The following is a 24,942-nucleotide window of genomic DNA, read 5'->3' as shown; positions in this document are numbered from 1 at the left end:
GCGGGGAGGCATATATAGTGTTTATTTTTGGAGTTTAAAACACCATCCCAAAAAACTACACCCAAAGCTAGCGATACCCTCCAAACTGGTAAGCGCCGAAAAATAGACAAAAAGGATAACTCCATAATCAGCAGACCGGTAGCTACTAAGGGCGGGCGGGGACTCTATGGCTGGCGTGGGCATATTGCGGCTTGTGGGGTGCCGGATTTTTAAAAATGCCGCCATTAAAAACTGCCTTTGACAATGAATCGTCAGTTAAGGCATTTTTCTGGCAGGGAGGGACTGTGCGTTTAGTGCGTGGCAATATGCCTTTCAGCCATAGTGTCTTTTTTTGGTTACCTTTTTTGGACAAGCAAAAAAGGTAAGAAAAAATGGAGAATGAGCTTTAGGTAACATTAGCTCATTAAGTTTATTAATAAGGAGATCAATGTAATCATATAATGATGTTATCGTCAGTTCTGGTATATAACACCCACTATTACAACTCACCCAACCACGTCATTGCGAGGAGGAACGACGAAGCAATCTAGTCGTCAGGTCTGGTATTATTACCCAACAAACAACCAACACAGCTTACCCCAAACAGATCCTTCCTTCGTCAGGATGACAGGTAGAAGTGTTAAGGAAAGAGGGTAATATAACTTTGGTATCGTTACTGATCCATTAAACAACCACAAGTCCTTACCCAAACAGACCCCGCAACAGGTGCGGAAAGGCAGCTATAATGTACACTTCGAACCTTTTAACAACCTTACAAAAATCGAACTATTGCATCATCCCATCATCGTATCATCACTTTCCTCTTTACCTCTACTCAACCAACTTAACCAGCTCTTCTGCCCATAATTCATACATACGCCCTGAATAATGCAGTTTATCTTCAGCGAGCAAATCAGGTTTTCCAGAGATGTTGCGTGTGATAGAAGTAATATCAACATAGCAATACCCTTGCTTTGTTGCTTCTTCTTTGTTGACAGCATTAAAGGAATCTATTTTCTCTGCAATATCCGCCCTACCTGACTCCTTACCAAAAGGCGTTTCTCCCCAATCTGGTACCGACAGCACCCATACCCCTTTCTCATGGCTGCAAAAATCCCTAGCAGTGATAAGAAGTTCTTTAAACTCATGTCGGTAGTCACTTAGCGGCAACCTGCGGTATTGATTGTTCACGCCAATAAGCAAGAAAACCAAGTCATACGGAGGCTGCAAATAAGCTTGGCTAACACCTTCTATCAATTCACCTGTAGTCCAACCGGTTTTGGCAACGATGTCCACTTTAAGCTTTTGACCAGAATTATCCTCAAGCCTTTCAGCAAACTGATTAGGAAATCGCTCCTGCGGCCCTACTCCTTCACCAATGGTATACGAATCTCCAAGTGCTAAAATAGAATGAATAATTTCTTTTTTCATCTACCTTAAGAAAGCACGGCTAACCATTACCACCAACGCAATCAGAAACATAACAATAGACACCTTATTAATTCCATGCATTACCTTTAAGTTAAAACCAGTAGATGGATCCTTTTTCTTAAAAACACGAATCAAGTAACTAAAAACAGGTCCTACATTTAAATACTCTTTAAGTTTCATAATACTATTGTTTTTACTCTGTAACATTAGTTTTTCCAATAAGGTTGTAAAACCCAAACCATAAACGAAAGTTTAAAGGAATACTAAAATACATCACATAATGACACACACCAGTATTACGCCCTCATTTATGACCTTTTATTACTCATGAAGGATCTTATTCTTACCCTCCGCTCAAATTATAAATTAAATTTAAATAAATTTGCCAGACATAGGACCCTGATTGAGAAATTTTGTTTCTTTATTAACCACTTTCAGGTTTAGTTTAACATTTACATATGAATTACATTTCTGCTGACGCTATATCAAAATCATTTGCTGACAAACCTCTTTTTCAAAACATTACCTTAGGGATAAGTAAAGGAGAAAAGGTTGCGCTTACAGGTCGGAACGGATCTGGCAAAAGCACTTTGCTAAAAATTTTATCAGGAAAAATTCCACCAGATAGTGGTCAAGTAGTCATAAGAAAAGACATTAGAACTGCACACCTTGACCAGAATCCTGATTTTGGAAACGCCGTAACTGTTTCAGACGCCATATATTCAGGCAATACCGAAGTAGCTGATACGATCAAAGAATATGAGGCTTGTCTACAAAATCCCTCTGAATCAGACAAGCTGCAACATATTATGGAAAAAATGGACGCACTCAACGCCTGGGACTACGAAAGGAAAACCAGCGAAGTGCTTTCCAAATTAGGTATTACAGATATCCTTCAACCTGTGGAAACCCTGTCAGGTGGCCAGAAAAAACGGGTAGCTTTGGCCAAGGTACTTTTACAAGAACCAGACCTACTAATAATGGACGAACCTACCAACCACCTCGACTTAGACAGTATTGAGTGGCTGGAGCAGCTATTGTCCGCCAGTGCCACCACTCTCCTACTTGTCACCCACGACAGGTATTTTCTGGACAAAGTATGCAATGAAATCATTGAGCTAGACCAGGATCTTTATAAATACAAAGGAAACTACAGTTACTTTCTGGAAAAAAAAGCAGAAAGAATAGCCAATGAACAATCTGTAGCCGACAAAGCAGCCAACCTTTTAAAAAAAGAGCTGGACTGGATGCGCAGGCAACCCAAAGCCAGGGGAACAAAGGCAAAATATCGTGTAGATGCCTTTTACGACCTACAGGACAAAGCTCGCCCAGTACAGGAAGAAGACAACCTTCAACTGGACATGAAAGTAACTCGCTTAGGCAACAAAGTACTTGAGCTAGAAAATATTAGTAAATCATTTGGCGATAAAAAGGTGGCAGACAATTTTTCTTATACTTTTCCCAGAAAAGCAAGGGTGGGTATTGTCGGTAAAAACGGCACAGGAAAAAGCACCTTCCTAAATATGATTACGGGGCAAGTACAGCCAGACAGTGGCAAAATCACCACAGGAGAGACCATCATTTATGGGTACTACACACAGGAAATAACAGAATTAAAAGAAGATTTAAGGGTTATTGAAAATGTAACAGAAGTAGCCGAAGTGATCACCATGAACAACGGAAGCACCTTGTCCGCTTCTGCACTGCTTACCCGTTTTCTTTTCCCCCCAGAAAAACAGTATACCCCTGTGTATAAACTTAGTGGAGGAGAAAAGAAAAGGCTGATGCTCATGCGTATCCTTATGAAAAATCCTAATTTTCTTATCCTAGACGAGCCAACCAATGACCTTGACCTTAACTCATTAAATGTACTGGAAGATTTTCTAGAATCTTACGGTGGCTGCTTGCTCATTGTATCCCACGACAGATACTTTATGGACCGTTTGGTAAATGAGTTGTTCATTTTCGAAGGCGATGGAAAAATCCGGTCATTTCCTGGCAACTATACTGATTACCGTTTATGGCTTGACCAACAACAGCAGCAAGAAAAAAAAGAAGAAAAAGCGCAAGTCCAAGTAGAAAAGCAAGTTCCCAGCAAGACAAAATCTTCTTCCGACAAATTAACTTTTAAAGAAAAGAAAGAATACGAAACCCTAGAAAAAGACATAGAGCTGTTGGAAGAAAAAAAAGAACAGTTAGTGAATAAAATGAACAGCGGGACTTTGTCTCACGAAGACTTAACAGCGACTTCAGAAGAAGTAGAAAAGCTTATTAAGGACCTTGAAAAGAAAACAGACAGGTGGTTAGAGCTCAGCGAGAGGGCTTAAAACCAATAATGCCACAATTTAGGGAAAAGAGACCTTCAAACTATTTTATATCCGATCGTGCCTCATTACCACAATCCAGATACCATATCATTAAAATACCCTAGGCCTCAAGGTCTAGGGCATTATCAAACTAAGTTTTAAAATCGTCAGGATTTGTTCAGGACTTGTATCTTCCATATATCTTACTGACCAAGGCAAAGCCAAGCAGCGTACTAGCAGTAAATAATCCAGACATCCAAAAGTTGTTTGGGTAGTATAATCCCATATAAATCGCACCCGACAAAAGCATTACAGCCAGTGCAATATGCATCTTCAACTTAAATGCGAAATAATTTAAAGCAAATATAAAAGCAAACAGAACCATAAAGGCTGGAAAGAAATAGTTAATATTATCGTAAAAAGGGAAAAAACCGAGGATCAAGCCTGCTGGAACCCCTAAAATAATACACGAAACCATCGCCTTCAATGGGTTACTGTTTTTGATGTCGAGACTTTTTCTGGTATATGAAGTTATCGGATTAAGCATGCACAATCCGGTAAAAAACACTAAAATGGCAATTTCTGGATACTTTGACATTCCAGATAAACCTGAAACCAACCATATTAAACCTAAAACGCTTAGAATAACTGCGTTTTCAGTCATAACGCGATATTCGCTGTTTGCCTGTACAATCCTGGTATTCTTTCTCAACGCACTATTCTGCGTAAACTTCTCTTCCATATCCATCCTTTCTCACTTTCTAATACCAATTCTTAATAATATAACCTACCATAAGAACAGATGTTTCACAACTCTTATAAAAGAAATCAACATTCATTCAAAGACTATATATATAGGAGCATTTGTGGTGGTAAATGATGGAATGGAGTTTATACGATGGTGCGATAATTTGAACGCAGAGCCGATTGCCTATCCAGACTACATCACCCCACCAGCCTCATTGCGAGGAGGAATGACGAAGCAATCTCGCCGTCAGGTCTAGTATTTAACACTTACGCTGTCAGGTCGCAAAGGACGCTGACAGGTAATAATCCTAATAGACGCTAGCACCGGCTAATATTTGCCAATTTACATCCTGCCTTACTCCAACAGCCCCCGCAACAGGTGCGGGGAGGCAGATATAGTGTTTACTTTTAGAGCTTAAAACACCATCCTAAATAACTACACCCAAAGCCAGCGGTAACCTCCAATCTGGCAAGAGCCGAACAGTAGACAAAAAGAAAAACTCCATAATCAGCAGTCCGGTAGCTACTAAAGGCGGGCGGGGGTCGATGATGCGAGGCATGAATGTGGTGCCGATTTTTTATCGGCATGAACTATATTATTTGTTTTCTACATTTTACTCCAACGTCATTGCGAGGAGGAACGACGAAGCAATCTCATCGTCAGGTTGTTTAATACTTACGCTGTCAGGATCCAAGGACGCTGACAGGTAGTAATCAACTTGAATATTTAATACGCTTCCACAATCAACCGACACAGCTTACCACCAACAGATTGCCGCGGCATTGTTTCATAAGAAACAAAAGGATGATTCGATGATATGATGATGCAATGATATATAACCTGTCATTCCGACGCAGGAGGAATCTGTCAGACGCTGGCACCTGCCTAATATTTTGCAATTCACATTCCTGCTTTACCCAAACAGACCCCGCAACAGGTGCGGGGAGGCAGATATAGTGTTTACTTTTAGAGCTTAAAACACCATCCTAAATAACTACACCCAAAGCCAGCGGTAACCTCCAATCTGGCAAGAGCCGAACAGTAGACAAAAAGAAAAACTCCATAATCAGCAGTCCGGTAGCTACTAAAGGCGGGCGGGGATCGATGATGCGAGGCATGAATGTGGTGCCGATTTTTTATCGGCATGAACTATATTATTTGTTTTCTACATTTTACTCCAACGTCATTGCGAGGAGGAACGAGGAAGCAATCTCATCGTCAGGTCTAATATTGTTCTCCCACAAATAATCAACCAAAACAGCTTACCTCCAACAGATTGCCGCGGCATTTTTTCATAAGAAGCTAAAGGATGATTCGATGATATGATGATGCAATGATATATAACCTGTCATTCCGACGCAGGAGGAATCTGTCAGACGCTAGCACCTGCCTAATATTTTGCAATTCACATTCCTGCTTTACCCAAACAGACCCCGCAACAGGTGCGGGGAGACAGCTATATTGTTTATTTTTAGCGTTTAAAACACCATCCCAAAAAACTAACAGTCAAAATTTGCGATAACCTCCTAACTGGTAAGATCCGAAAAGTAGACAAAAAGAATAACTCCATAATCAGCAGTCCGATAGCTACTAAGGGCGGGCGGGGACTCTATGGCTGGCGTGGGCATATTGCGGCTTGTGGGGTGCCGGATTTTTAAAAATGCCGCCATTAAGAACTGCCTTTGACAATGAATCGTCAGTTAAGGCATTTTTCTGACAGGGAGGGATTGTGCGTTTAGTGCGTGGCAATATGCCTTTCAGCCATAGTGTCCTTTTTTGGTTACCTTTTTTGGACAAGCAAAAAAGGTAAGAAAAATGGACAATGAGCTTTAGGTGACATTAGCTCATTAGGATTATTAAAGATATATTGATGATGCGGTTATTTAATGAGTCGATGATGCTCTCATCGTCAGGTTTGGTATTATACTGTCTGAACCGGGATTCGCAGGATGAAAGGATAGACAGGATTAAAGGAAAGATGTTTCTACAATCAACCAGATAATAACACCCTCTATTACAACTCACCCCTCCACTCATTACGAGGAGGAACGAGGAAGCAATCTCATCGTCAGGTCTAATATCACTCCCCCACAACCAACCTTTACAGCTCACGGCAAACAGATTGCCGCGGCATTGTTTTATAAGAAGCAAAAGGATGATTTGATGATATGATGATGCAATGATATATAACCTGTCATTCCGACGCAGGAGGAATCTGTCAGACGCTGGCACCTGCCTAATATTTTGCAATTCACATTCCTGCTTTACCCAAACACCCCCCGCAACAAGTGCGGGGAGACAGATATAGTGTTTGTTTTTGGAGCTTAAAACACCATCCCAAAAAATAACAGCCAAAGCCAGCAATAACCTCCTAACTGGTAAGCGCCAAAAAGTAGACAAAAAGAATAACTCCATAATCAGCAGTCCGATAGCTACTAAGGGCGGGCGGGGACTCTATGGCTGGCGTGGGCATATTGCGGCTTGTGGGCTGCCGGATTTTTAAAAATGCCGCCTCACTACTCATTATATTACCCATTACCCCAACGTCATTGCGAGGAGGCACGACGAAGCAATCTCATCGTCAGGTCTGGTATTAAACACTTACGCTGTCAAGAAAAGATTGTGCGTTTAGCGCGTGGCAATATGCCTTTCAGCCATAGTGTCCTTTTTTGGTTACCTTTTTTGGACAAGCAAAAAAAGTAAGAAAAATGGACAATGAGCTTTAGGTGACATTAGCTCATTAGGATTATTAAAGATATATTGATGATGCGGTTATTTAATGAGTCGATGATGCTCTCATCGTCAGGTTTGGTATTATACTGTCTGAACCGGGATTCGCAGGATGAAAGGATAGACAGGATTAAAGGAAAGATGTTTCTACAATCAACCAGATAATAACACCCTCTATTACAACTCACCCCTCCACTCATTACGAGGAGGAACGAGGAAGCAATCTCATCGTCAGGTTGTTTAATACTTACGCTGTCAGGTCGCAAAGGACGCTGACAGGTAAACAATCTACATACCAACACTTTATCCCCACCGTCATTGCGAGGAGGCACGACGAAGCAATCTCATCGTCAGGTCTAATATTGTTCTCCCACAAATAATCAACCAAAACAGCTTACCGCCAACAGATTGCCGCGGCATTGTTTTATAAGAAGCTTAAGGATGATTCGATGATATGATGATGCAATGATATATAACCTGTCATTCCGACGCAGGAGGAATCTGTCAGACGCTGGCACCTGCCTAATATTTTGCAATTCACATTCCTGCTTTACCCAAACAGACCCCGCAACAGGTGCGGGGAGACAGCTATATTGTTTATTTTTAGCGTTTAAAACACCATCCCAAAAAACTAACAGTCAAAATTTGCGATAACCTCCTAACTGGTAAGATCCGAAAAGTAGACAAAAAGAATAACTCCATAATCAGCAGTCCGGTAGCTACTAAGGGCGGGTGGGGACTCTATGGCTGGCGTGGGCATATTGCGGCTTGTGGGCTGCCGGATTTTTAAAAATGCCGCCATTAAGAACTGCCTTTGACAATGAATCGTCAGTTAAGGCATTTTTCTGGCAGGGAGGGATTGTGCGTTTAGCGCGTGGCAATATGCCTTTCAGCCATAGTGTCCTTTTTTGGTTACCTTTTTTGGACAAGCAAAAAAGGTAAGAAAAATGGAGAATGGGCTTTAGGTGACATTAGCTCATTAGGATTATTAAAGATATATTGATGATGCGGTTATTTAATGAGTCGATGATGCTCTCATCGTCAGGTCTAGTATTATACTGTCTGAACCGGGATTCGCAGGATGAAAGGATAGACAGGATTAAAGGAAAGATGTTTCTACAATCAACCAGATAATAACACCCTCTATTACAACTCACCCCTCCACTCATTACGAGGAGGAACGAGGAAGCAATCTCATCGTCAGGTTGTTTAATACTTACGCTGTCAGGTCGCAAAGGACGCTGACAGGTAAACAATCTACATACCAACACTTTATCCCCACCGTCATTGCGAGGAGGCACGACGAAGCAATCTCATCGTCAGGTTTAGTATTAACACCCTAACAATCAACCAACACACCTTACCGCAATCAGATTGCCGCGGCATTGTTTCATAAGAAACTTAAAGACTTAAAATTCAATCCAAAGAACTTTACCCACTACTATCTTGCGCCTCGCAATGACGGTTAACATCTAGCTTTCTGCAAAACGCCAATCATTACAACCTAAAACTTTACCCAACTAATGCTAAAAAAAAAGCCCAGAGCTAATCCAAAACCCTGGGCACGATTACAAATATGTATAGAAATATTAAGAGTCTTCCTCTATTTCAAAATCCTGATCCTCTATACTTAACTCCCGCTCTTCCATCATTGCATTGATCTGGGAAATTTCCTCATCAATTTCTTCAATTTCTTCATCAATTTCAGCAATTCGATGACTAGCTTCAGCTCTGTCCCTACGACTCACTTTATCAGGACAAAAAACGATCCTGCTTGTATGGGTAAGTTTTTCATCCATCAAGTCTGCTTTTCTATTGGTTAACTCCAGCTTCCGGTTTACAAATGAAACTTTTTCATAGGTATCCATTTGTATATCTTCCATCATGCCAAAGTCACGACTCATTAAGTTGTAGCGTTGCTGAATCAAAGACGACTCATCAGCGTGAGCTATTTCACCATCCTCAAACAATACCTGGCCGTCTCTCAACATTAATGTATTACCATCGGGAAAAGTAACATGACCATCAGGTAGAACAGTAGTACCGTCTTCAAGCTCTGTTTCTTCCTGAAGAACACGGCTGGTTCCATCTTCTGACACCACCACATTCCCATCAATTTTCATTACCCAATTGTCTGCTTGCTCTATTCTATCCTGGGTTTCGTCTTCCTCCATATCCTGTTGAGCATAGGCAGACAAGCACAAAACAAGACATAAAGTTTTTACCAACATCACATTCCAAATACGCTCCATATCATTCTCACTTTTTAACACTTATAATTTTAACCTCAATCTTGCCATAAGGTTCGTCATCACCATATAAAATCAAGCAAACATGAATATAAAAGCCATGTATTTTGACCTGAAACATACAATAGAACTTTATTATATATAGAAGAACGAATCAAAATCAGTTGATTCACCCACATTGATTTCTTAACCATAGCGAGGATTATATTTTGCTGACCCAAAAATGCTGATTTATTGATATTTTACTCCTCATAACGAAATATCGCTTTAACAACTGTTAAGGGTAAGGGAGCTTTAACATCGACTAAGTTTATAGGTTAAAACATATAATGGCACAGGAATTGTAAGAAATAAAACAACATCCGTCTGGCCAGAACGTGCGGTTATCCAAATAAGGACGTATATTTTTAATGTTACGCCCACTTTAAATATTTTTGAAAAATCTTTTAAATTGAATCCAACTATGAGCGGTACTCCTAAGCATAAACATGTTATTGTTATTGATGATAGTCAGATGGACATACTGCTGATAAAGATGATTTTTGAGTCTATTAACTATACTGAAAAACTCACCATATTTCAGCAGGCAGAAGAGGCCCTTGACTATTTCAAAGAGATAAACCCAGGAAAAGACCAAGAAAAACTTCCAGATATTGTCTTTCTAGATATTTGCATGCCTGGTATCACAGGCTTTGAATTTCTCGATAAGTTCAATGACCTCCCAGAAGATATTGTCAAAAAAACAAAATTTTTAATTGTAAGCTCTTCTGAAGACCTTTCCGATATGGAACGTTCTACTAAGTATCCTAATGTAAAAGGTTATATGGTCAAACCTTTAAAAAAACAGCAACTGCTGAACGAGGAAAATCTTTAAAAACATTTTAAAACATCGTAAAGTGAGATAGTTTATACAACCATCTCACTTTACTTAACCATACTGTCTCCCCCAAGAAAGTTCTATTTTAAGTATTTGTGAAAGATATAGTTCAAATCTTGTATGTTTTTCCATGGACAGTAAACTAGTAAAGTTTGACCCAACTGCTTCTTTTGGATCTTAAAAACGTCCATTTTTTTTTGCCCCTTCTCTAAAACTTTTTACATTCTTAATAGTTAGTAAACTACCATAATTTTCAGCAATAATGACCAATTCAAACGAATGGATAGATATTACCTACCCTATTACCAATGGCATGGCACATTGGCCTGGCGACGTAGATGTACAGGTAGACAAATTATCTGACATGGACAAAGGTAATGAAGCCAATGTAACAAAAGTTTCTATGAGCGCGCATACCGGCACGCACATGGATGCCCCAAAACATTTCATCAACCAAGGAAAAACATTGGATCACTTACCTTTTGATGCTTTAATAGGTCCGGTAAAAGTTATCCCTATATCAAATAAAACATCAATAACCCAGGAAGAACTCACAAAACATAACCTAAGACCTGGCGAAAGAATACTTTTTAAGACAGCAAACTCAGAGACGGATTGGACAAGGAAGCCTTTCAATGAAGGCTTTGTATACATTAGCACGGAAGCTGGCCTGTATATGGTGGAGAAAGGGATACGTACCATTGGCATTGACTACCTTTCTGTAGGAGGCATGCAAAATGGCCCTGAGCTACACCGCATACTACTTGAAAAAGAAATATGGCTTATTGAGGGACTAGACCTTAGGAATGTTTCTCCTGGAAACTATGAAATGGTTTGCCTGCCAATAAAAATAGCAGAAGCTGATGGCGCACCAGTAAGGGCGCTTCTGAAAAAAATATAGTGCACACATTAGTGCATGCTAAAAAACACACAAAGCATTGATTATAAACACCTATTATAATCTCTTACAAAGGTATGTCGAAAAGAACTATATTTCCTGAACAGTGAGCAGTTTCAAATAATTTAAGCAGCCTTTTATTTATACCTTGAGCTGTCAAGAAAACTAAAAGACTCCAAGCTAGATAAGCAGCTTATTGATTATCAACCATCTATCTGCTCAACATTAGTACTGCAATATTCAGATTGCAGCATCTGTTGTAGCATTTTCCGCTCTTCATTGATCACTTTCTTTTTCTTTCGGTACCTTACAAAGCCCCAGAAGAACACCATAAGGCTCAAAGGAATAAAGAGTACCCCTATCATACCTAGTATAACTGAATCCGTAAAATGAAGAAATGAAACACCAGGTACCAACAGCGCCAAAGAAGTATTAGCATAGGAAAGCAAAGTCCGTTCATTGGCCATAACCGTTCGGTCTATTGCCATCGCGTGACGGATATCATGCTTAGCCTGGATTTCTTTAAGTATAGGTTCCATTAAAAATTAACTTCCTTCTCTTCAAACACAAAAAAATTACAATAAGTTTTCTTGCTCAAATATCTTTTCAAAAGGATTTTATGTATATTAAAGGTTCTTTAGATTTAATTATTATGAAAAAACAAATATACGCAATAATTATAACAGTAACCTTTGCAGCAGTTGCCCCTATTCAAAGTTTTGCACAAAAGATATACACCCTACCCTCTCCATTAAACCAGCACCTGATTTCTGAGACACAACCATGTTTGAGTGCCAATGGGCGAACTATGGTTTACCGTGCAGATAGCGGCGAAGACAATGAAGAAGAAATAGTAATCAGCCACCAAAAATCTGGGAGATGGAGCAGGCCACAACCTGTTCCAGGAATAAACACAAGAGGTAAAGTTTTTACCAGCCAACACCACTTGTCAGCAGACGGGAACACTATTGTATTCACTTCAAACCGCTATGGCGGATTGGGAGATAAAGATTTATGGTATGTAGAAAAAACAGCATCTGGAGGGTGGACAGCGCCACAAAACTTTGGAAAGCCTATTAACTCTTCAGAAGGCGAAGGCGACCCTGCATTATCACCAGATGGCCGAAGCTTATATTTTGTAAAATATAATGGACAAAAATCGCCATCAGGCTTGCCTTGCGGAACAATCATGGTGTCCAAAATGAAAGGGCGAAATATGTGGGAAGAACCAGCCCCATTACCTGCACCAATCAATAAAGGCTGTGAGTGCAACCCTAGACTTTTATCTGATGGAAGAACAATGACATTTGCCTCTGTGAGAGATGGTGGAAAAGGCGGGTTTGACCAGTATATCACCCAGATGGGCAGCAATGGGGAGTGGTCCGAACCTAAACCTTTTGAGCCGGTAAACACCGAGGAAGACGATTTATACATTACCATACCTGCTTCTGGAAAATTGGTATACTTTTCAGCTATAAAAAATGATGAAAGAGGAATTGCCATGACCATGATACCTGAACACCTGCAACCAGACCCTGTAATGCTTCAGTTTGGCAACATCTCTGATTCAGACGGAAATAAATTAAATGCACGTCTAATCCTAACAGACCTCAATACCGAAGATATGACCATCTTCAACAATGGACCTGATGGGAGTTACTTATTATGTCTTCCCAAAAACAAGTCACTAGATTTTGCTATCCAAGCCAATGAAACAGGTTACTTCTGGTATTCCACACCAGTCAACACAGACTCTTTAGATACATACAAAGAGGTGGTCAAAAACATTACTTTAGAGAAAGTAGTTTCAGGATTTACTGTAGATCTAAAAGACATAGACTTTACAACGGCATCAAAAGAGTTTACAGGACATTCAACCCATCAGTTAAACCGTTTGGCGCGCTTGATCAAAGACCTTCCAGAAAAAAAATTCTATATTTCAATCGCATATCCAGAAATTATTTCTGATACAATTCACCATGAAGAACTTACTGAAGTAAAACACGATACCCTAGAAAAGATACTCCCCCAAGAAAGTGAAGACGACATAATAGAAAAAAAAGAGTTTATTATACAAACCATATACCATAATGACCGTACACAGAGAGAGGCAAATTTGATAGAAACCTATCTGACCAAGAAAGGTGTTCAGCCTTTGCGCTTAAAAGCAGAAGGACTGGGCGCCCCAAAAAATAAAACGGTAGACAAGCCAAGAACAATAACCTTACGGGTTGAGTAAACGCCAAATTATTTTTTTCATATTATACATGCAAAAAATTATACTCCAATGAAGTCATAGTATTATTTATCTGTAAAATATTCATTCTTGTCAAACCTATAATTGGTAATTAACTAAATATAAGTTAATTTTAAATTTATAATCGGAGATATACATAAGGCTTTTATGAAAAAGAGCTTACAAATTGCAACATTGTTTACCGGAGTATTTCTGCTTTCTTTCAGTTCATCCGCACAAACACTCAGAGATACCTGGCGAAATATCCAAAGGGATGAAAGATTGAGCGTACTCGGAAGTCTTGGGCTCAGTGCATATTTTGGCGACGTATGCGAAAGTTTCGACTGCATGCAGCTAAGACCCAATGCTGGGATAGGAGCTATTTTTAGAATAACAAACCACTTCTCCAGTAAAACAGAAGCTAACTATTTCAGGCTGTATTCAGACGACACCCATGAAAGCCGAAATTTAGGTTTTCGGTCTGATAATGTTGAGTTATACACCTCTGTCATGTTTGACCTTTTTGCTTACCAAAAAAATATAAGGTTAAGAAATGTGGTCTCTCCCTACCTCTTTGCAGGCTTCGGCGTTGCCTTTTATAACCCGCAAGCACAATATAATGGCCGCTGGTTCAACCTACGTCCACTGGAAACAGAAGGAGAAAGATACAGTATTGCCACCCCAATCATTCCTTTTGGTGGCGGAGTAAGGTTTACAATCAACAGGAACTTTGAGTTTATGCTAGAAGGCGCCTACAGGGTTACATTTACGGACCACCTAGACGATGTTAGCTCTGTAGAGCATAGGCCTATAGAGTCTTTTTCAGATCCACTAGCCAGAAATATTGCTCATAGATATAAAGACAATTACAACCCAGAGAACGGCCAAAGAGGAAACCCAGACAGAAACGACGGTTACTTCTTACTACAAGCTAAGATAAGATACACTTTTGTAAGACAATTAAGCACTTACGGCACCAGACCTCCAGGTTTAAGGCGTAAACTTTAGGCTTGGTCTAACGATCATTTAATGATAGGATGATTCGATGATGCCACACTAAAATGTAGAGCCGATTTTTTATCGGCATGAACTATAGTGTCTGTTATCTACCTTTTACCCCAACGTCATTGCGAGGAGGAACGACGAAGCAATCTCATCGTCAGGTTTAGTATTAACACCCTAACAATCAACCAACACAGCTTACAGCAATCAGATTGCCGCGGCATTGTTTTATAAGAAGCTTAAGGATGATTCGATGATATGATGATGCAATGATATATAACCTGTCATTCCGACGCAGGAGGAATCTGTCAGACGCTGGCACCTGCCTAATATTTTGCAATTCACATTCCTGCTTTACCCAAACAGACCCCGCAACAGGTGCGGGGAGACAGCTATATTGTTTATTTTTAGCGTTTAAAACACCATCCCAAAAAACTAACAGTCAAAATTTGCGATAACCTCCTAACTGGTAAGATCCGAAAAGTAGACAAAAAGAATAACTCCATAATCAGCAGTCCGATAGCTACTAAGGGCGGGCGGGGACTCTATGGCTGGCGTGGGCATATTGCGGCTTGTGGGGTGCCGGATTTTTAAAAATGCCGCCTCACTACTCATTATATTACCCATTACCCCAACGTCATTGCGAGGAGGCACGACGAAGCAATCTCATCGTCAGGTCTGGTATTAAACACTTACGCTGTCAAGAAAAGGCTGTGCGTTTAGTGCGTGGCACTATGCCTTGCAGCCATAGTGTCTTTTTTTGGTTACCTTTTTTGGACAAGCAAAAAAGGTAAGAAAAATGGAGAATGGGCTTTAGGTGACATTAGCTCATTAGGATTATTAAAGATATATTGATGATGCGGTTATTTAATGAGTCGATGATGCTCTCATCGTCAGGTTTGGTATTATACTGTCTGAACCGGGATTCGCAGGATGAAAGGATATACAGGATTAAAGGAAAGATGTTTCTACAATCAACCAGATAATAACACCCTCTATTACAACTCACCCCTCCACTCATTACGAGGAGGAACGAGGAAGCAATCTCATCGTCAGGTTGTTTAATACTTACGGGTCACCGTATTTTTCTGGGGATTTAAGCAAAAAGCTTAGAGAGCCTGAACAAGAAAAACCTGGTATCTACAACGCCTCTTAAGTTTGCCCTGAAGAGCTTTATTTTTGAATTAAAAGATTCCGCATTTGCATTGGTAGATCTATTGTCAAAGAAGTTTAGAATATTGCTCATATGGTTGCTTACTGTATTTGCTACCGTTAAAAATTCTTTAATTTCCATCTCATGAGTTTTATTGATCCATTCATTAAACTTTTTTTCAGCGGAAATTTTTGTGTTGCTTTCATATATTAGCCTAAACTCAAGAACATGGTCATAAGCTTTTTTGAGGTCTGGATAATTTTCAAAAGCTATGTTGGCTCTCTGCTCTTGGCTTTGAGTCCAATCAGCTTTCTTTTTGGCAAAGACATACCTGCAGCGGGCCAAAAGTTGCTTTGGGGTGTCCCCATTGGGCAATAAGGGTGCTTTATACCTAACGCCATTCTTTTTGGCAGCTTCGATAGCCTTGTTTTCCATATCTAGTTCAACCCATCTTTGATTGACCCTTATATGTTGTAGAGCCTCCAGGGCCAGCCTTACTACATGAAAGCGGTCTGTAACCAAATTTGCCATGGGGAAACATGTTCTTGCGGATGACTCCATGTTTTTTGCCATGTCAAGGGTTACTTCCTTTACTTTATTCCTTTGTTCCAGAGGGATTTTCTCCAGAACTTGTATGATATTTGCCGACAATGTGCCTTTTACAGAAGCTACCAAAGAGCCTCTTTTGCCTCTCCCGTTTTTATTGGTAACAAAAGTGTACAACTCTCCTTTTGACAGTGCAACTTCGTCTATACTGAGATGCTCTCCGATATTGTCCGGAAAGACCAAATAGTCCTCTGCATGCTCTTTTTGTTCCCACTGCTTAAACCCACTGCTTTTCTTCTTATAGTGCCTCCTCAACAAATCCCCTTTGACCTCATAATAGCTGCCAATGTTACCAATGGTATCTTCGCGGGTCTCGACCTGTACCTTTTAAAAAATCTGAAAGCTCTTGAGTGATTTTAGAGCCTTCAGCTACAAATGAATAGTCATTGTAAACTATTTTGTTCTTGCATGTTTTATGCCTCCACCTTCGTCGCTTAAATTCAAGATAAACGGCTTTTCCCCTTATAGGGAAATCTTGCACAATTTTAGGTTCATAAAAACCTTTAGACTCGTACTCTTCAGGATTATGTTTTCCTAATAGCCGGTTCTGCTCAATGAGGTTGATTTTATAAAAGGATCTTTTGCTGTTCAGGTCACATAGCTCTATTACAGCTTCTATTTCAAAAAAATCTAGTATGCCTTCCGGCAAAAAAGGGGCAATAATGTTTTCTTTCATCTTGCCTTAAAATTAACAAATCAAACCAAAACTCCCCAACTTTTACGTGTGAGCCATACTTACGCTGTCAGGATCCAAGGACGCTGACAGGTAGTAATCAACTTGAATATTTAATACGCTTCCACAATCAACCGACACAGCTTACCTCCAACAGATTGCCGCGGCATTTTTTCATAAGAAGCTAAAGGATGATTCGATGATATGATGATGCAATGATATATAACCTGTCATTCCGACGCAGGAGGAATCTGTCAGACGCTGGCACCTGCCTAATATTTTGCAATTCACATTCCTGCTTTACCCAAACAGACCCCGCAACAGGTGCGGGGAGACAGCTATATTGTTTATTTTTAGCGTTTAAAACACCATCCCAAAAAACTAACAGTCAAAATTTGCGATAACCTCCTAACTGGTAAGATCCGAAAAGTAGACAAAAAGAATAACTCCATAATCAGCAGACCGGTAGCTACTAAGGGCGGGCGGGGACTCTATGGCTGGCGTGGGCATATTGCGGCTTGTGGGCTGCCGGATTTTTAAAAATGCCGCCTCACTACTCATTATATTACCCATTACCCCAACGTCATTGCGAGGAGGCACGACGAAGCAATCTCATCGTCAGGTCTGGTATTAAACACTTACGCTGTCAAGAAAAGGCTGTGCGTTTAGTGCGTGGCAATATGCCTTTCAGCCATAGAGTCCTTTTTTGGTTACCTTTTTTGGACAAGCAAAAAAGGTAAGAGAAATGGAGAATGGGCTTTAGGTGACATTAGCTCATTAGGATTATTAAAGATATATTGATGATGCGGTTATTTAATGAGTCGATGATGCTCTCATCGTCAGGTTTGGTATTATACTGTCTGAACCGGGATTCGCAGGATGAAAGGATATACAGGATTAAAGGAAAGATGTTTCTACAATCAACCAGATAATAACACCCTCTATTACAACTCACCCCTCCACTCATTACGAGGAGGAACGAGGAAGCAATCTCATCGTCAGATCTAATATTGTTCTCCCACAAATAATCAACCAAAACAGCTCACGGCAAACAGATTGCCGCGGCATTGTTTCATAAGAAACAAAAGGATGATTCGATGATATGATGATGCAATGATATATAACCTGTCATTCCGACGCAGGAGGAATCTGTCAGACGCTGGCACCTGCCTAATATTTTGCAATTCACATTCCTGCTTTACCCAAACAGACCCCGCAACAGGTGCGGGGAGACAGCTATATTGTTTATTTTTAGCGTTTAAAACACCATCCCAAAAAACTAACAGTCAAAATTTGCGATAACCTCCTAACTGGTAAGATCCGAAAAGTAGACAAAAAGAATAACTCCATAATCAGCAGACCGGTAGCTACTAAGGGCGGGCGGGGACTCTATGGCTGGCGTGGGCATATTGCGGCTTGTGGGCTGCCGGATTTTTAAAAATGCCGCCTCACTACTCATTATATTACCCATTACCCCAACGTCATTGCGAGGAGGCACGACGAAGCAATCTCATCGTCAGGTCTGGTATTAAACACTTACGCTGTCAAGAAAAGGCTGTGCGTTTAGCGCGTGGCAATATGCCTTTCAGCCATAGTGTCCTTTTTTGGTTACCTTTTTTGGACAAGCAAAAAAGGTAACCAAAATGGAGAATGGGCTTTAGGTGACATTAGCTCATTAGGATTATTAAAGATATATTGATGATGCGGTTATTTAATGAGTCGATGATGCTCTCATCGTCAGGTTTGGTATTATACTGTCTGAACCGGGATTCGCAGGATGAAAGGATAGACAGGATTAAAGGAAAGATGTTTCTACAATCAACCAGATAATAACACCCTCTATTACAACTCACCCCTCCACTCATTACGAGGAGGAACGAGGAAGCAATCTCATCGTCAGGTCTAATATTGTTCTCCCACAAATAATCAACCAAAACAGCTTACCACCATTAAAACACCATCCCAAAAAACTAACAGTCAAAATTTGCGATAACCTCCTAACTGGTAAGATCCGAAAAGTAGACAAAAAGAATAACTCCATAATCAGCAGTCCGGTAGCTACTAAGGGCGGGCGGGGACTCTATGGCTGGCGTGGGCATATTGCGGCTTGTGGGCTGCCGGATTTTTAAAAATGCCGCCTCACTACTCATTATATTACCCATTACCCCAACGTCATTGCGAGGAGGCACGACGAAGCAATCTCATCGTCAGGTCTGGTATTAAACACTTACGCTGTCAAGAAAAGGCTGTGCGTTTAGCGCGTGGCAATATGCCTTTCAGCCATAGTGTCCTTTTTGGGTTACCTTTTTTGGACAAGCAAAAAAGGTAAGAAAAATGGAGAATGGGCTTTAGGTGACATTAGCTCATTAGGATTATTAAAGATATATTGATGATGCGGTTATTTAATGAGTCGATGATGCTCTTATCGTCAGGTTTGGTAACATTCCCCAACAAACAACCAACACAGCTTACCACAAACAGGTCCTTCCTTCGTCAGGATGACAATTAAGAGTATTAAGGGACAGAGGATAATATTAACATTGGTATCGTTACGGGGCAATTAAACAACCAAAAGTCCTTTACCCAAACAAGCTCCGAAACAGGTGCGGAGAGGCGTTAAACCGCATTCTTCTCACCTTTAAACATATTATAAACCGTAAGGAAAATAATCTTAAGATCAAGAAGAAAACTCCAGTTTTCTATGTACCACAAATCATACCGTACCCTTTTTAACATATAGCGCGGATCAGTGGTAGCACCTCTAAAGCCGTTCACTTGAGCCCAGCCTGTGATGCCAGGTTTCACCAAGTGTCTTACCATAAATTTGTCAATGATCCTTGAGTACTCTACCGTATGCTTCAGCATGTGTGGCCGAGGGCCGACGATAGACATATTGCCCATCAAAACATTAAAAAACTGTGGCAGCTCATCAAAGTTAGACTTCCGGAGAAATTTACCAACTCTAGTTACCCTAGGATCCCCGGCGGTTGCCTGTTTAGAGTCAGAGTCTCTGTTTACCTGCATAGAACGAAACTTATATAGGTAAAACTCTGAATTATCCCTTCCACTTCTCTTTTGCTTAAAAAACACAGGACCAGGAGAGGACAGTTTTATCATAACAAATAAAATAGGGAACAGCCATGGAAAGACTAAAACAATGACCAACCCAGAAAAAAGAATATCGAAGCTTCTTTTGACAAAGCGGTTCAATAAACTTTCCAATGGCTCTGGCCTAAGGGAAAGCACAGGTACCTGGTCGTAAAACTCAATATTTACCTTCTTGTTATAAAACCCTCTAAAATCAGGAACAAGCCTTAAACGAATCAAATGGTTATCGGCAAAAGTCATCAGTTCCCTGATTTTTTTTGTTTCAGTCAGTGGCAGTGCACAGAAAATTTCATCTATATGTGTTTTTTTTGAGAAGTTTAAAAGGTCTGAAACCCGACCCACAATCTGATCTTTATAAATTGACTTTTCAGGCTTATCGTCAAAAAAACCTACAAACCTGTACCCTGTAGCTTCATTTTTCTTAAAGAACTGATAAATTTGATTACCAGCACCGCCTGCCCCTACGATAACTACGTTTTTAAAATTCGAACCGGTTTTTCGGTAGTACTGCAGAAACCAAAGAAACAAAAGCCGCCATACCAAAATAAGAAAAGCAAAGACAGCATAAGTAACATAAATCTGCACCCGGCTATAGTAATAACCTTGAATAAAGAAAATAAAAGCAGAAATAACCAGTGCATGAAGTATAGTAGCTTTGATCAGGTCCCACACTACACGCTCTATCCGTATAACACGCTTGATGTCATAGAGGTTAATCAACATGACGAGTAAACCCCAAACCAAGTTAAAAGCCAAATGCAGGAATACATAATGATCATTGACAGGCCTCAACAGATCCTCACCAATGTAGTTAAGGTAAGTAATAAAAAATGCAAAATTCAAGAGGGTCAGGTCCCCAGAAAAATGTATAAAATTTATAAAGCGTGAATACCCCCTTTTGAGAGGAATAGGGTGCTTTTTATCGGTCATTTGAACTAATCTCCTAAAATCAGGGCAAGTGTACTTTCTCCCTTATTTAACGTAAAAAGTGTCTTTTAAAGTACGCTCAAAATTAGATAAAATTTTGCTGATATGTAACTCTTCTTCTGCATATCTGCGGGCATTTTTACGGTAAACGGAAAGGTCTTCTTCCAAAGCCTTGGAAACCGCCTCAAACAAGGCTGTTTCACTTTCCGGTTCTGCGATAAACCCTAGAGACCTGTCACGTACCAAATCATAGAGGCTCGTCCCGGGCAGGGCGGTCACCACCGGCACTCCTCCCGCTGAGAGGATACTCATCAATTTGGAAGGGAGAACAAGGTCTGATGCAGCCTTTTTCTGCACCACCAAGTGAAGGTCTGCCACAGCCAAAAATTCCGGCAGTTTTTCATAAGGTTGCAGTCCGACAAACTGCATGTTCTGCAGTCCCTTGCGGGCCGCAGCTTCCTTCAAGGCTTTCTTTCCTGCCCCTTCCCCGGCCATGAGAAAGTGTACATCTTTACGTCCAGAAAATTGCTCTGCGACTTCCAGCACCACTTCCAGTCCTTGCTTGCTGCCCATGTTTCCGGAGTACAAAATCACCTTGTCCTCCTTACCATACCCAAACTCCTTGCGCATAGAACATTCTTTGGAAATTGGCCGCACAAATTCAGTATCGCTCCAGTTGGGTAGGTCTATATAATTGTTCTCGAGCCCGCCCTTTGCCAAAATCTTCCTTTTCATCCCGGGGCTGATACTGGAAACACCGGAGGCCTTTTTAATAATGTATTTTTCTATGCCCAAAAGCAGGTTCAGAAAAAACTTGTTCTTCAACATACCCAAATCTCTGGCGGCATCTACCTGCAGGTCCTGCACATGAAAAACCAAGGGCTTTCTCCTGAAAAACTTATATAAAAGCGGGAAAACGCCTGTCTGCAAGGGAGGACAGATACCAATGACCACATCATAAGACCTAAACATAGCCGGTATCCAATGGGGGAGAGACTTGAAAATAAAAGAAATCTCTTGCCTGATCCTGGATTTTCCCGTTATTTCAGTGGGCACATATAAAGGCGTCCGCCGCACTTTAACCCCTTTAATTATCTCTGTAAAATGCTTTTTCCCTGCATAATCGGCACGGATTTTCCATTCAGGATAATAAGGCATGGCCGTGATCACCTCAACCTGATGACCTTTTGCAGCCAACCATTCACACATTTCACCGGTATATTTACCTATCCCTGTTAGTTCTGGATAGTAGTTGATACCGTAGACGAGGATTTTCATGTTTTATTCTAAGTCCTATAAATCGTAAACACATGTAAGTTATAATTAGCTAATCATCCCTTTTTTCACTTATAACACATAGAGCTAACTTAATTACAAAAAAAATACATTAAACTAAAAGTCATTAAATGAAACAAATTCTTTTAACATAAATCCGTTAAACTTTTCTTCATAAGACATTCATATTGATAATTAACATTGTCCCATGAATACACTTGTTTTATTTTTTCTATGTTACTTTTCACCATTTCATAAGATTTCTCATTTTTATCAAATTGGTTCAGTAGCTGAGAAAGGGAATCTGATGAGTCAAAATAAATAGCATCGTTATCTAAAATACTTCTATTAAAGATATTATCATGCGCAAAAATAAACGCCCAAGAAGCCATTGCTTCTAACAGAGAAGGATTTGTGCCTCCCACACTATGCCCATGGAAATAAACATATGAATAATACCTTAAGTTGTTTAGAATTTGTAAATCATAAATTGTTCCTAAAAACCTTATTTTATCATTAGTAAACTTCTCTTTTAGATATACACCGTACTTCGTTTGGTCGTTACCGATAACTACCAAAAGTTTATCAACGTTCGACTTTAGATATCCATCTAAAATAGTTTCAATATTATTCTCAGGTTCAAACCTTGCTACAAGAATAGAGTAGTCGTTTTTATAAAGTTGATACTTTTCAAGTACCACTTCATCAGGACTTTCAAATACATGGGCACCATAAGGTATATAAACAGAGTCTTGATTATACTTCTTTTTTAAATATGTCTTTATACCTATAGAATCGGCGACTAGGCAGTCTGAAAATTTGGTAGCCAGTTTTTCTGCATACCGTAAAAACCTTTGCACAGGTTTAGAGTATTTACTTCTCTTCCACTCAAGACCATCCATATTAGTCAAAAGAAATGAGCTTTTAGGAAACAGCCAATTCCAAACAGAACTACTTGTATACCCCAGTTGAAGAATAATATCAAACTGCCTTTTCCGTGTATCCAAGACACAGTTCAAGTCATATATGAACTGGCCAGGAGTACCTACCCAAACTTCTGGATTAAATGCATGGATTATATTTACTCCATTCCATTTAGGTTCTTTATATGGGTGGTCATGCCCGTTATAAACCCAAACCTCATGTCCTTTTTTTACAAGGTACTCAGACAAATACTGTGCAAACTGTTCAAACCCACCATAATAGTTAGGTATTCCCCTTGTACCAAATATAGCAATACGCATTTTATCAAATTTCCAACAAACTTAAACATAAAACTCAATCCCTACTGCACAACTAATGATTAAAAAAACTCAAGCTTTACAACAAACACATCTTGTGAATGCATATCTATTTCAAGCCTGACAATTCCATTAGCTAAAACATCAACAATTCCCTCCTCTCTAACCTTTTCAGCACCATTATCAACATCTAATATAGTATATTTTGCTTTTTTTTTAGTACAACTCTCTACTTTCAATTTCAAAGGGCGTACTTGATCAAACTGGTGAGCAACCATTGTTTGCAAAACATCATTATCTTCAGATACCGCTGCCAATATCTGTACATTATCTCCACTCGTCTTCACTGAACTTTTTAACAAGTAAGAAGTAACAAGCTTAAAGTTATCAAACATTTTATGAACATCAGCCACATGTGTATGTGAAAGGTAAGTAACATTGTCTGATGACTTTGATTTATTAGGCACAAACATTCCCCAGTCGTCTATTAAAGGGTAAAAGAACAAGCCGTCAAGTCCAAACTCCTCAGCCCACAGCAATGTCATCCCAACATCAACGGCAGCCGCTTTACTATTGATATATTCTGACGGCAAATCAGCGTTCCATTCTGTACATATACTTTCGACATCTCCATACCCATACTTATCAAGGAGATCTTGAACTAACAATGTAAATTCCTTAAAAATAGAAACCCCTCTTTTTATTTCATAGACATGCCATGAAAAAAAGTCTATTTCAACCTTATCTTCGTCTTTACCGTTTTGGTTAGGATCTGACAGATAAGAAAGAAGCCCTTCTGCAAACGTTTTGTTCTTTCTAATATTGGAGATGCCACACAAACCAACCTTTAACTCAGGAAACTTTTCCTTTAAATTAGTAAGTGCTGAGTAGCTTAATTCATAAAATTCATCTGGAGACCCAGTCCAAAATCCAAGATCTGGCTCATTCCAAATCTCAACATATTCTATAGGATAGTGGTACCCATCTGCCCACCCCTCCATATAGTGCTCCATAATTTTTGTTACAATTATAGTCCACTTTTTAGGATCAGGAGGACAAAGTCCTACTTCTCTGTTGTTTCTTTTAGCACTTACACTAACGCCCAATCGAATAAATGGAACAAATCCATTTTCGACCATATAGGAAATGATTCTATCACTATCTTCAAATGAATAATTTTCTGGCAAATGTGGATCCGCATCCCAATCTGGGAAAATAATGTCCCAGTCTAAACTTTTGGTGTCGTGCAACCGAAAATGTCTAATTCCGGTATGTTTTAATACCCTAAAAACCGAGTCAGGCCAAACACCCATTTTCTCTCCACTATGAGCGATATTCCCCCCAATTAATGACGTAAAACTATATGCATCATCTTTATTATCTAAAGAAACAGTTATTGACACATCTTCATTTGCAGGTTTTTCTTTGTAAAAAAAAGAAAGTAAAAAAATCAAGACAATTGGGATAAGAAAAATATAGTATTGTTGTTTAAGATTCATAAAA

17 protein-coding genes are annotated in these 24,942 nt (G+C 39.8%); 5 read left to right on the top strand and 12 right to left on the bottom strand.

Going from position 1 to position 24,942, the window contains the following annotated elements; all coding sequences use genetic code 11:
- Window positions 1-810 precede the first annotated feature (810 nt).
- Both RCC89_09025 and RCC89_09020 read right to left on the bottom strand, forming a co-directional pair.
- The gene (locus RCC89_09025) at window positions 811-1,410 is read right to left on the bottom strand and encodes an SGNH/GDSL hydrolase family protein (protein ID WMJ73304.1); all 600 of its coding nucleotides are present in this window, start codon (window positions 1,408-1,410) and stop codon (window positions 811-813) included.
- On the bottom strand, window positions 1,411-1,590 hold the full coding sequence (locus RCC89_09020; GenBank protein WMJ73303.1) for a hypothetical protein: 180 nt from the start codon (window positions 1,588-1,590) through the stop codon (window positions 1,411-1,413). It abuts the gene before it with no gap.
- Window positions 1,591-1,868: 278 nt separating this feature from the next.
- On the opposite strand from RCC89_09020, the gene RCC89_09015 reads away from it, so the two are divergent.
- Complete coding sequence (locus RCC89_09015) at window positions 1,869-3,737, top strand: ABC-F family ATP-binding cassette domain-containing protein (GenBank protein ID WMJ73302.1); 1,869 nt, start codon at window positions 1,869-1,871, stop codon at window positions 3,735-3,737.
- Between the two features lie 157 nt (window positions 3,738-3,894).
- Here the strand turns inward: RCC89_09015 and RCC89_09010 are convergent, their stop codons facing one another.
- From RCC89_09010 to RCC89_09000, 3 genes are all read right to left on the bottom strand, one after another.
- Window positions 3,895-4,458: a hypothetical protein gene (locus RCC89_09010; GenBank protein ID WMJ73301.1), complete on the bottom strand. Its 564-nt coding sequence runs from the start codon at window positions 4,456-4,458 to the stop codon at window positions 3,895-3,897.
- 1,845 nt (window positions 4,459-6,303) lie between these two features.
- Window positions 6,304-6,879 carry a hypothetical protein gene (locus RCC89_09005; GenBank protein WMJ73300.1) on the bottom strand — a complete coding sequence of 192 codons (576 nt, stop codon included), beginning with the start codon at window positions 6,877-6,879 and terminating at the stop codon, window positions 6,304-6,306.
- A 1,904-nt stretch (window positions 6,880-8,783) separates the two neighbouring features.
- Window positions 8,784-9,446 carry a DUF6799 domain-containing protein gene (locus RCC89_09000; GenBank protein WMJ73299.1) on the bottom strand — a complete coding sequence of 221 codons (663 nt, stop codon included), beginning with the start codon at window positions 9,444-9,446 and terminating at the stop codon, window positions 8,784-8,786.
- A gap of 460 nt (window positions 9,447-9,906) precedes the next feature.
- Here RCC89_09000 and RCC89_08995 point away from each other — a divergent pair, with 460 nt between their 5' ends.
- Window positions 9,907-10,317: a response regulator gene (locus RCC89_08995; protein ID WMJ73298.1), complete on the top strand. Its 411-nt coding sequence runs from the start codon at window positions 9,907-9,909 to the stop codon at window positions 10,315-10,317.
- A 265-nt stretch (window positions 10,318-10,582) separates the two neighbouring features.
- Window positions 10,583-11,221, top strand: coding sequence for a cyclase family protein (locus RCC89_08990; GenBank protein ID WMJ73297.1), 639 nt, complete (start codon window positions 10,583-10,585; stop codon window positions 11,219-11,221).
- A 200-nt stretch (window positions 11,222-11,421) separates the two neighbouring features.
- Here the strand turns inward: RCC89_08990 and RCC89_08985 are convergent, their stop codons facing one another.
- A complete protein-coding gene (locus RCC89_08985; GenBank protein ID WMJ73296.1) occupies window positions 11,422-11,757 on the bottom strand; it encodes a DUF202 domain-containing protein in 336 nt (111 codons plus the stop codon).
- Window positions 11,758-11,870: 113 nt separating this feature from the next.
- On the opposite strand from RCC89_08985, the gene RCC89_08980 reads away from it, so the two are divergent.
- Entirely contained in the window at window positions 11,871-13,457 is a 1,587-nt protein-coding gene (locus RCC89_08980; GenBank protein ID WMJ73295.1) for a sialidase family protein, read from the top strand.
- 165 nt (window positions 13,458-13,622) lie between these two features.
- Window positions 13,623-14,462: a DUF6089 family protein gene (locus RCC89_08975; GenBank protein ID WMJ73294.1), complete on the top strand. Its 840-nt coding sequence runs from the start codon at window positions 13,623-13,625 to the stop codon at window positions 14,460-14,462.
- Between the two features lie 1,090 nt (window positions 14,463-15,552).
- Here RCC89_08975 and RCC89_08970 read toward each other — a convergent pair.
- From RCC89_08970 to RCC89_08945, 6 genes are all read right to left on the bottom strand, one after another.
- On the bottom strand, window positions 15,553-16,473 hold the full coding sequence (locus RCC89_08970) for a transposase (GenBank protein ID WMJ73293.1): 921 nt from the start codon (window positions 16,471-16,473) through the stop codon (window positions 15,553-15,555).
- A 31-nt stretch (window positions 16,474-16,504) separates the two neighbouring features.
- On the bottom strand, window positions 16,505-16,891 hold the full coding sequence (locus RCC89_08965; protein WMJ73292.1) for a hypothetical protein: 387 nt from the start codon (window positions 16,889-16,891) through the stop codon (window positions 16,505-16,507).
- 2,613 nt (window positions 16,892-19,504) lie between these two features.
- The gene (locus RCC89_08960; GenBank protein ID WMJ73291.1) at window positions 19,505-20,926 is read right to left on the bottom strand and encodes an undecaprenyl-phosphate glucose phosphotransferase; all 1,422 of its coding nucleotides are present in this window, start codon (window positions 20,924-20,926) and stop codon (window positions 19,505-19,507) included.
- 42 nt (window positions 20,927-20,968) lie between these two features.
- Window positions 20,969-22,201 carry a WcaI family glycosyltransferase gene (locus tag RCC89_08955; protein WMJ73290.1) on the bottom strand — a complete coding sequence of 411 codons (1,233 nt, stop codon included), beginning with the start codon at window positions 22,199-22,201 and terminating at the stop codon, window positions 20,969-20,971.
- A 143-nt stretch (window positions 22,202-22,344) separates the two neighbouring features.
- Window positions 22,345-23,442 carry a DUF1972 domain-containing protein gene (locus tag RCC89_08950; GenBank protein ID WMJ73289.1) on the bottom strand — a complete coding sequence of 366 codons (1,098 nt, stop codon included), beginning with the start codon at window positions 23,440-23,442 and terminating at the stop codon, window positions 22,345-22,347.
- A gap of 59 nt (window positions 23,443-23,501) precedes the next feature.
- Complete coding sequence (locus RCC89_08945; protein WMJ73288.1) at window positions 23,502-24,938, bottom strand: hypothetical protein; 1,437 nt, start codon at window positions 24,936-24,938, stop codon at window positions 23,502-23,504.
- Window positions 24,939-24,942 lie beyond the last annotated feature (4 nt).

The organism is Cytophagaceae bacterium ABcell3 (genome assembly GCA_030913385.1).
Classification (GTDB): domain Bacteria; phylum Bacteroidota; class Bacteroidia; order Cytophagales; family Cytophagaceae; genus ABcell3.
This window is presented reverse-complemented; position numbering and strand designations above follow the sequence as displayed.

Excerpts from the sequence above, each read along its gene's own strand:
- RCC89_09025 (WMJ73304.1), bottom strand. The coding sequence starts at position 1,410 with ATGAAAAAAGAAATTATTCATTCTATTTTAGCACTTGGAGATTCGTAT.
- RCC89_09010 (WMJ73301.1), bottom strand. The coding sequence starts at position 4,458 with ATGGAAGAGAAGTTTACGCAGAATAGTGCGTTGAGAAAGAATACCAGG.
- RCC89_08990 (WMJ73297.1), top strand. The coding sequence starts at position 10,583 with ATGACCAATTCAAACGAATGGATAGATATTACCTACCCTATTACCAAT.
- RCC89_09000 (WMJ73299.1), bottom strand. The coding sequence starts at position 9,446 with ATGGAGCGTATTTGGAATGTGATGTTGGTAAAAACTTTATGTCTTGTT.
- RCC89_09015 (WMJ73302.1), top strand. The coding sequence starts at position 1,869 with ATGAATTACATTTCTGCTGACGCTATATCAAAATCATTTGCTGACAAA.
- RCC89_08955 (WMJ73290.1), bottom strand. The coding sequence starts at position 22,201 with ATGAAAATCCTCGTCTACGGTATCAACTACTATCCAGAACTAACAGGG.
- RCC89_08980 (WMJ73295.1), top strand. The coding sequence starts at position 11,871 with ATGAAAAAACAAATATACGCAATAATTATAACAGTAACCTTTGCAGCA.
- RCC89_08945 (WMJ73288.1), bottom strand. The coding sequence starts at position 24,938 with ATGAATCTTAAACAACAATACTATATTTTTCTTATCCCAATTGTCTTG.
- RCC89_08965 (WMJ73292.1), bottom strand. The coding sequence starts at position 16,891 with ATGAAAGAAAACATTATTGCCCCTTTTTTGCCGGAAGGCATACTAGAT.
- RCC89_09005 (WMJ73300.1), bottom strand. The coding sequence starts at position 6,879 with ATGGAGTTATTCTTTTTGTCTACTTTTTGGCGCTTACCAGTTAGGAGG.
- RCC89_09020 (WMJ73303.1), bottom strand. The coding sequence starts at position 1,590 with ATGAAACTTAAAGAGTATTTAAATGTAGGACCTGTTTTTAGTTACTTG.
- RCC89_08960 (WMJ73291.1), bottom strand. The coding sequence starts at position 20,926 with ATGACCGATAAAAAGCACCCTATTCCTCTCAAAAGGGGGTATTCACGC.
- RCC89_08985 (WMJ73296.1), bottom strand. The coding sequence starts at position 11,757 with ATGGAACCTATACTTAAAGAAATCCAGGCTAAGCATGATATCCGTCAC.
- RCC89_08995 (WMJ73298.1), top strand. The coding sequence starts at position 9,907 with ATGAGCGGTACTCCTAAGCATAAACATGTTATTGTTATTGATGATAGT.
- RCC89_08975 (WMJ73294.1), top strand. The coding sequence starts at position 13,623 with ATGAAAAAGAGCTTACAAATTGCAACATTGTTTACCGGAGTATTTCTG.
- RCC89_08950 (WMJ73289.1), bottom strand. The coding sequence starts at position 23,442 with ATGCGTATTGCTATATTTGGTACAAGGGGAATACCTAACTATTATGGT.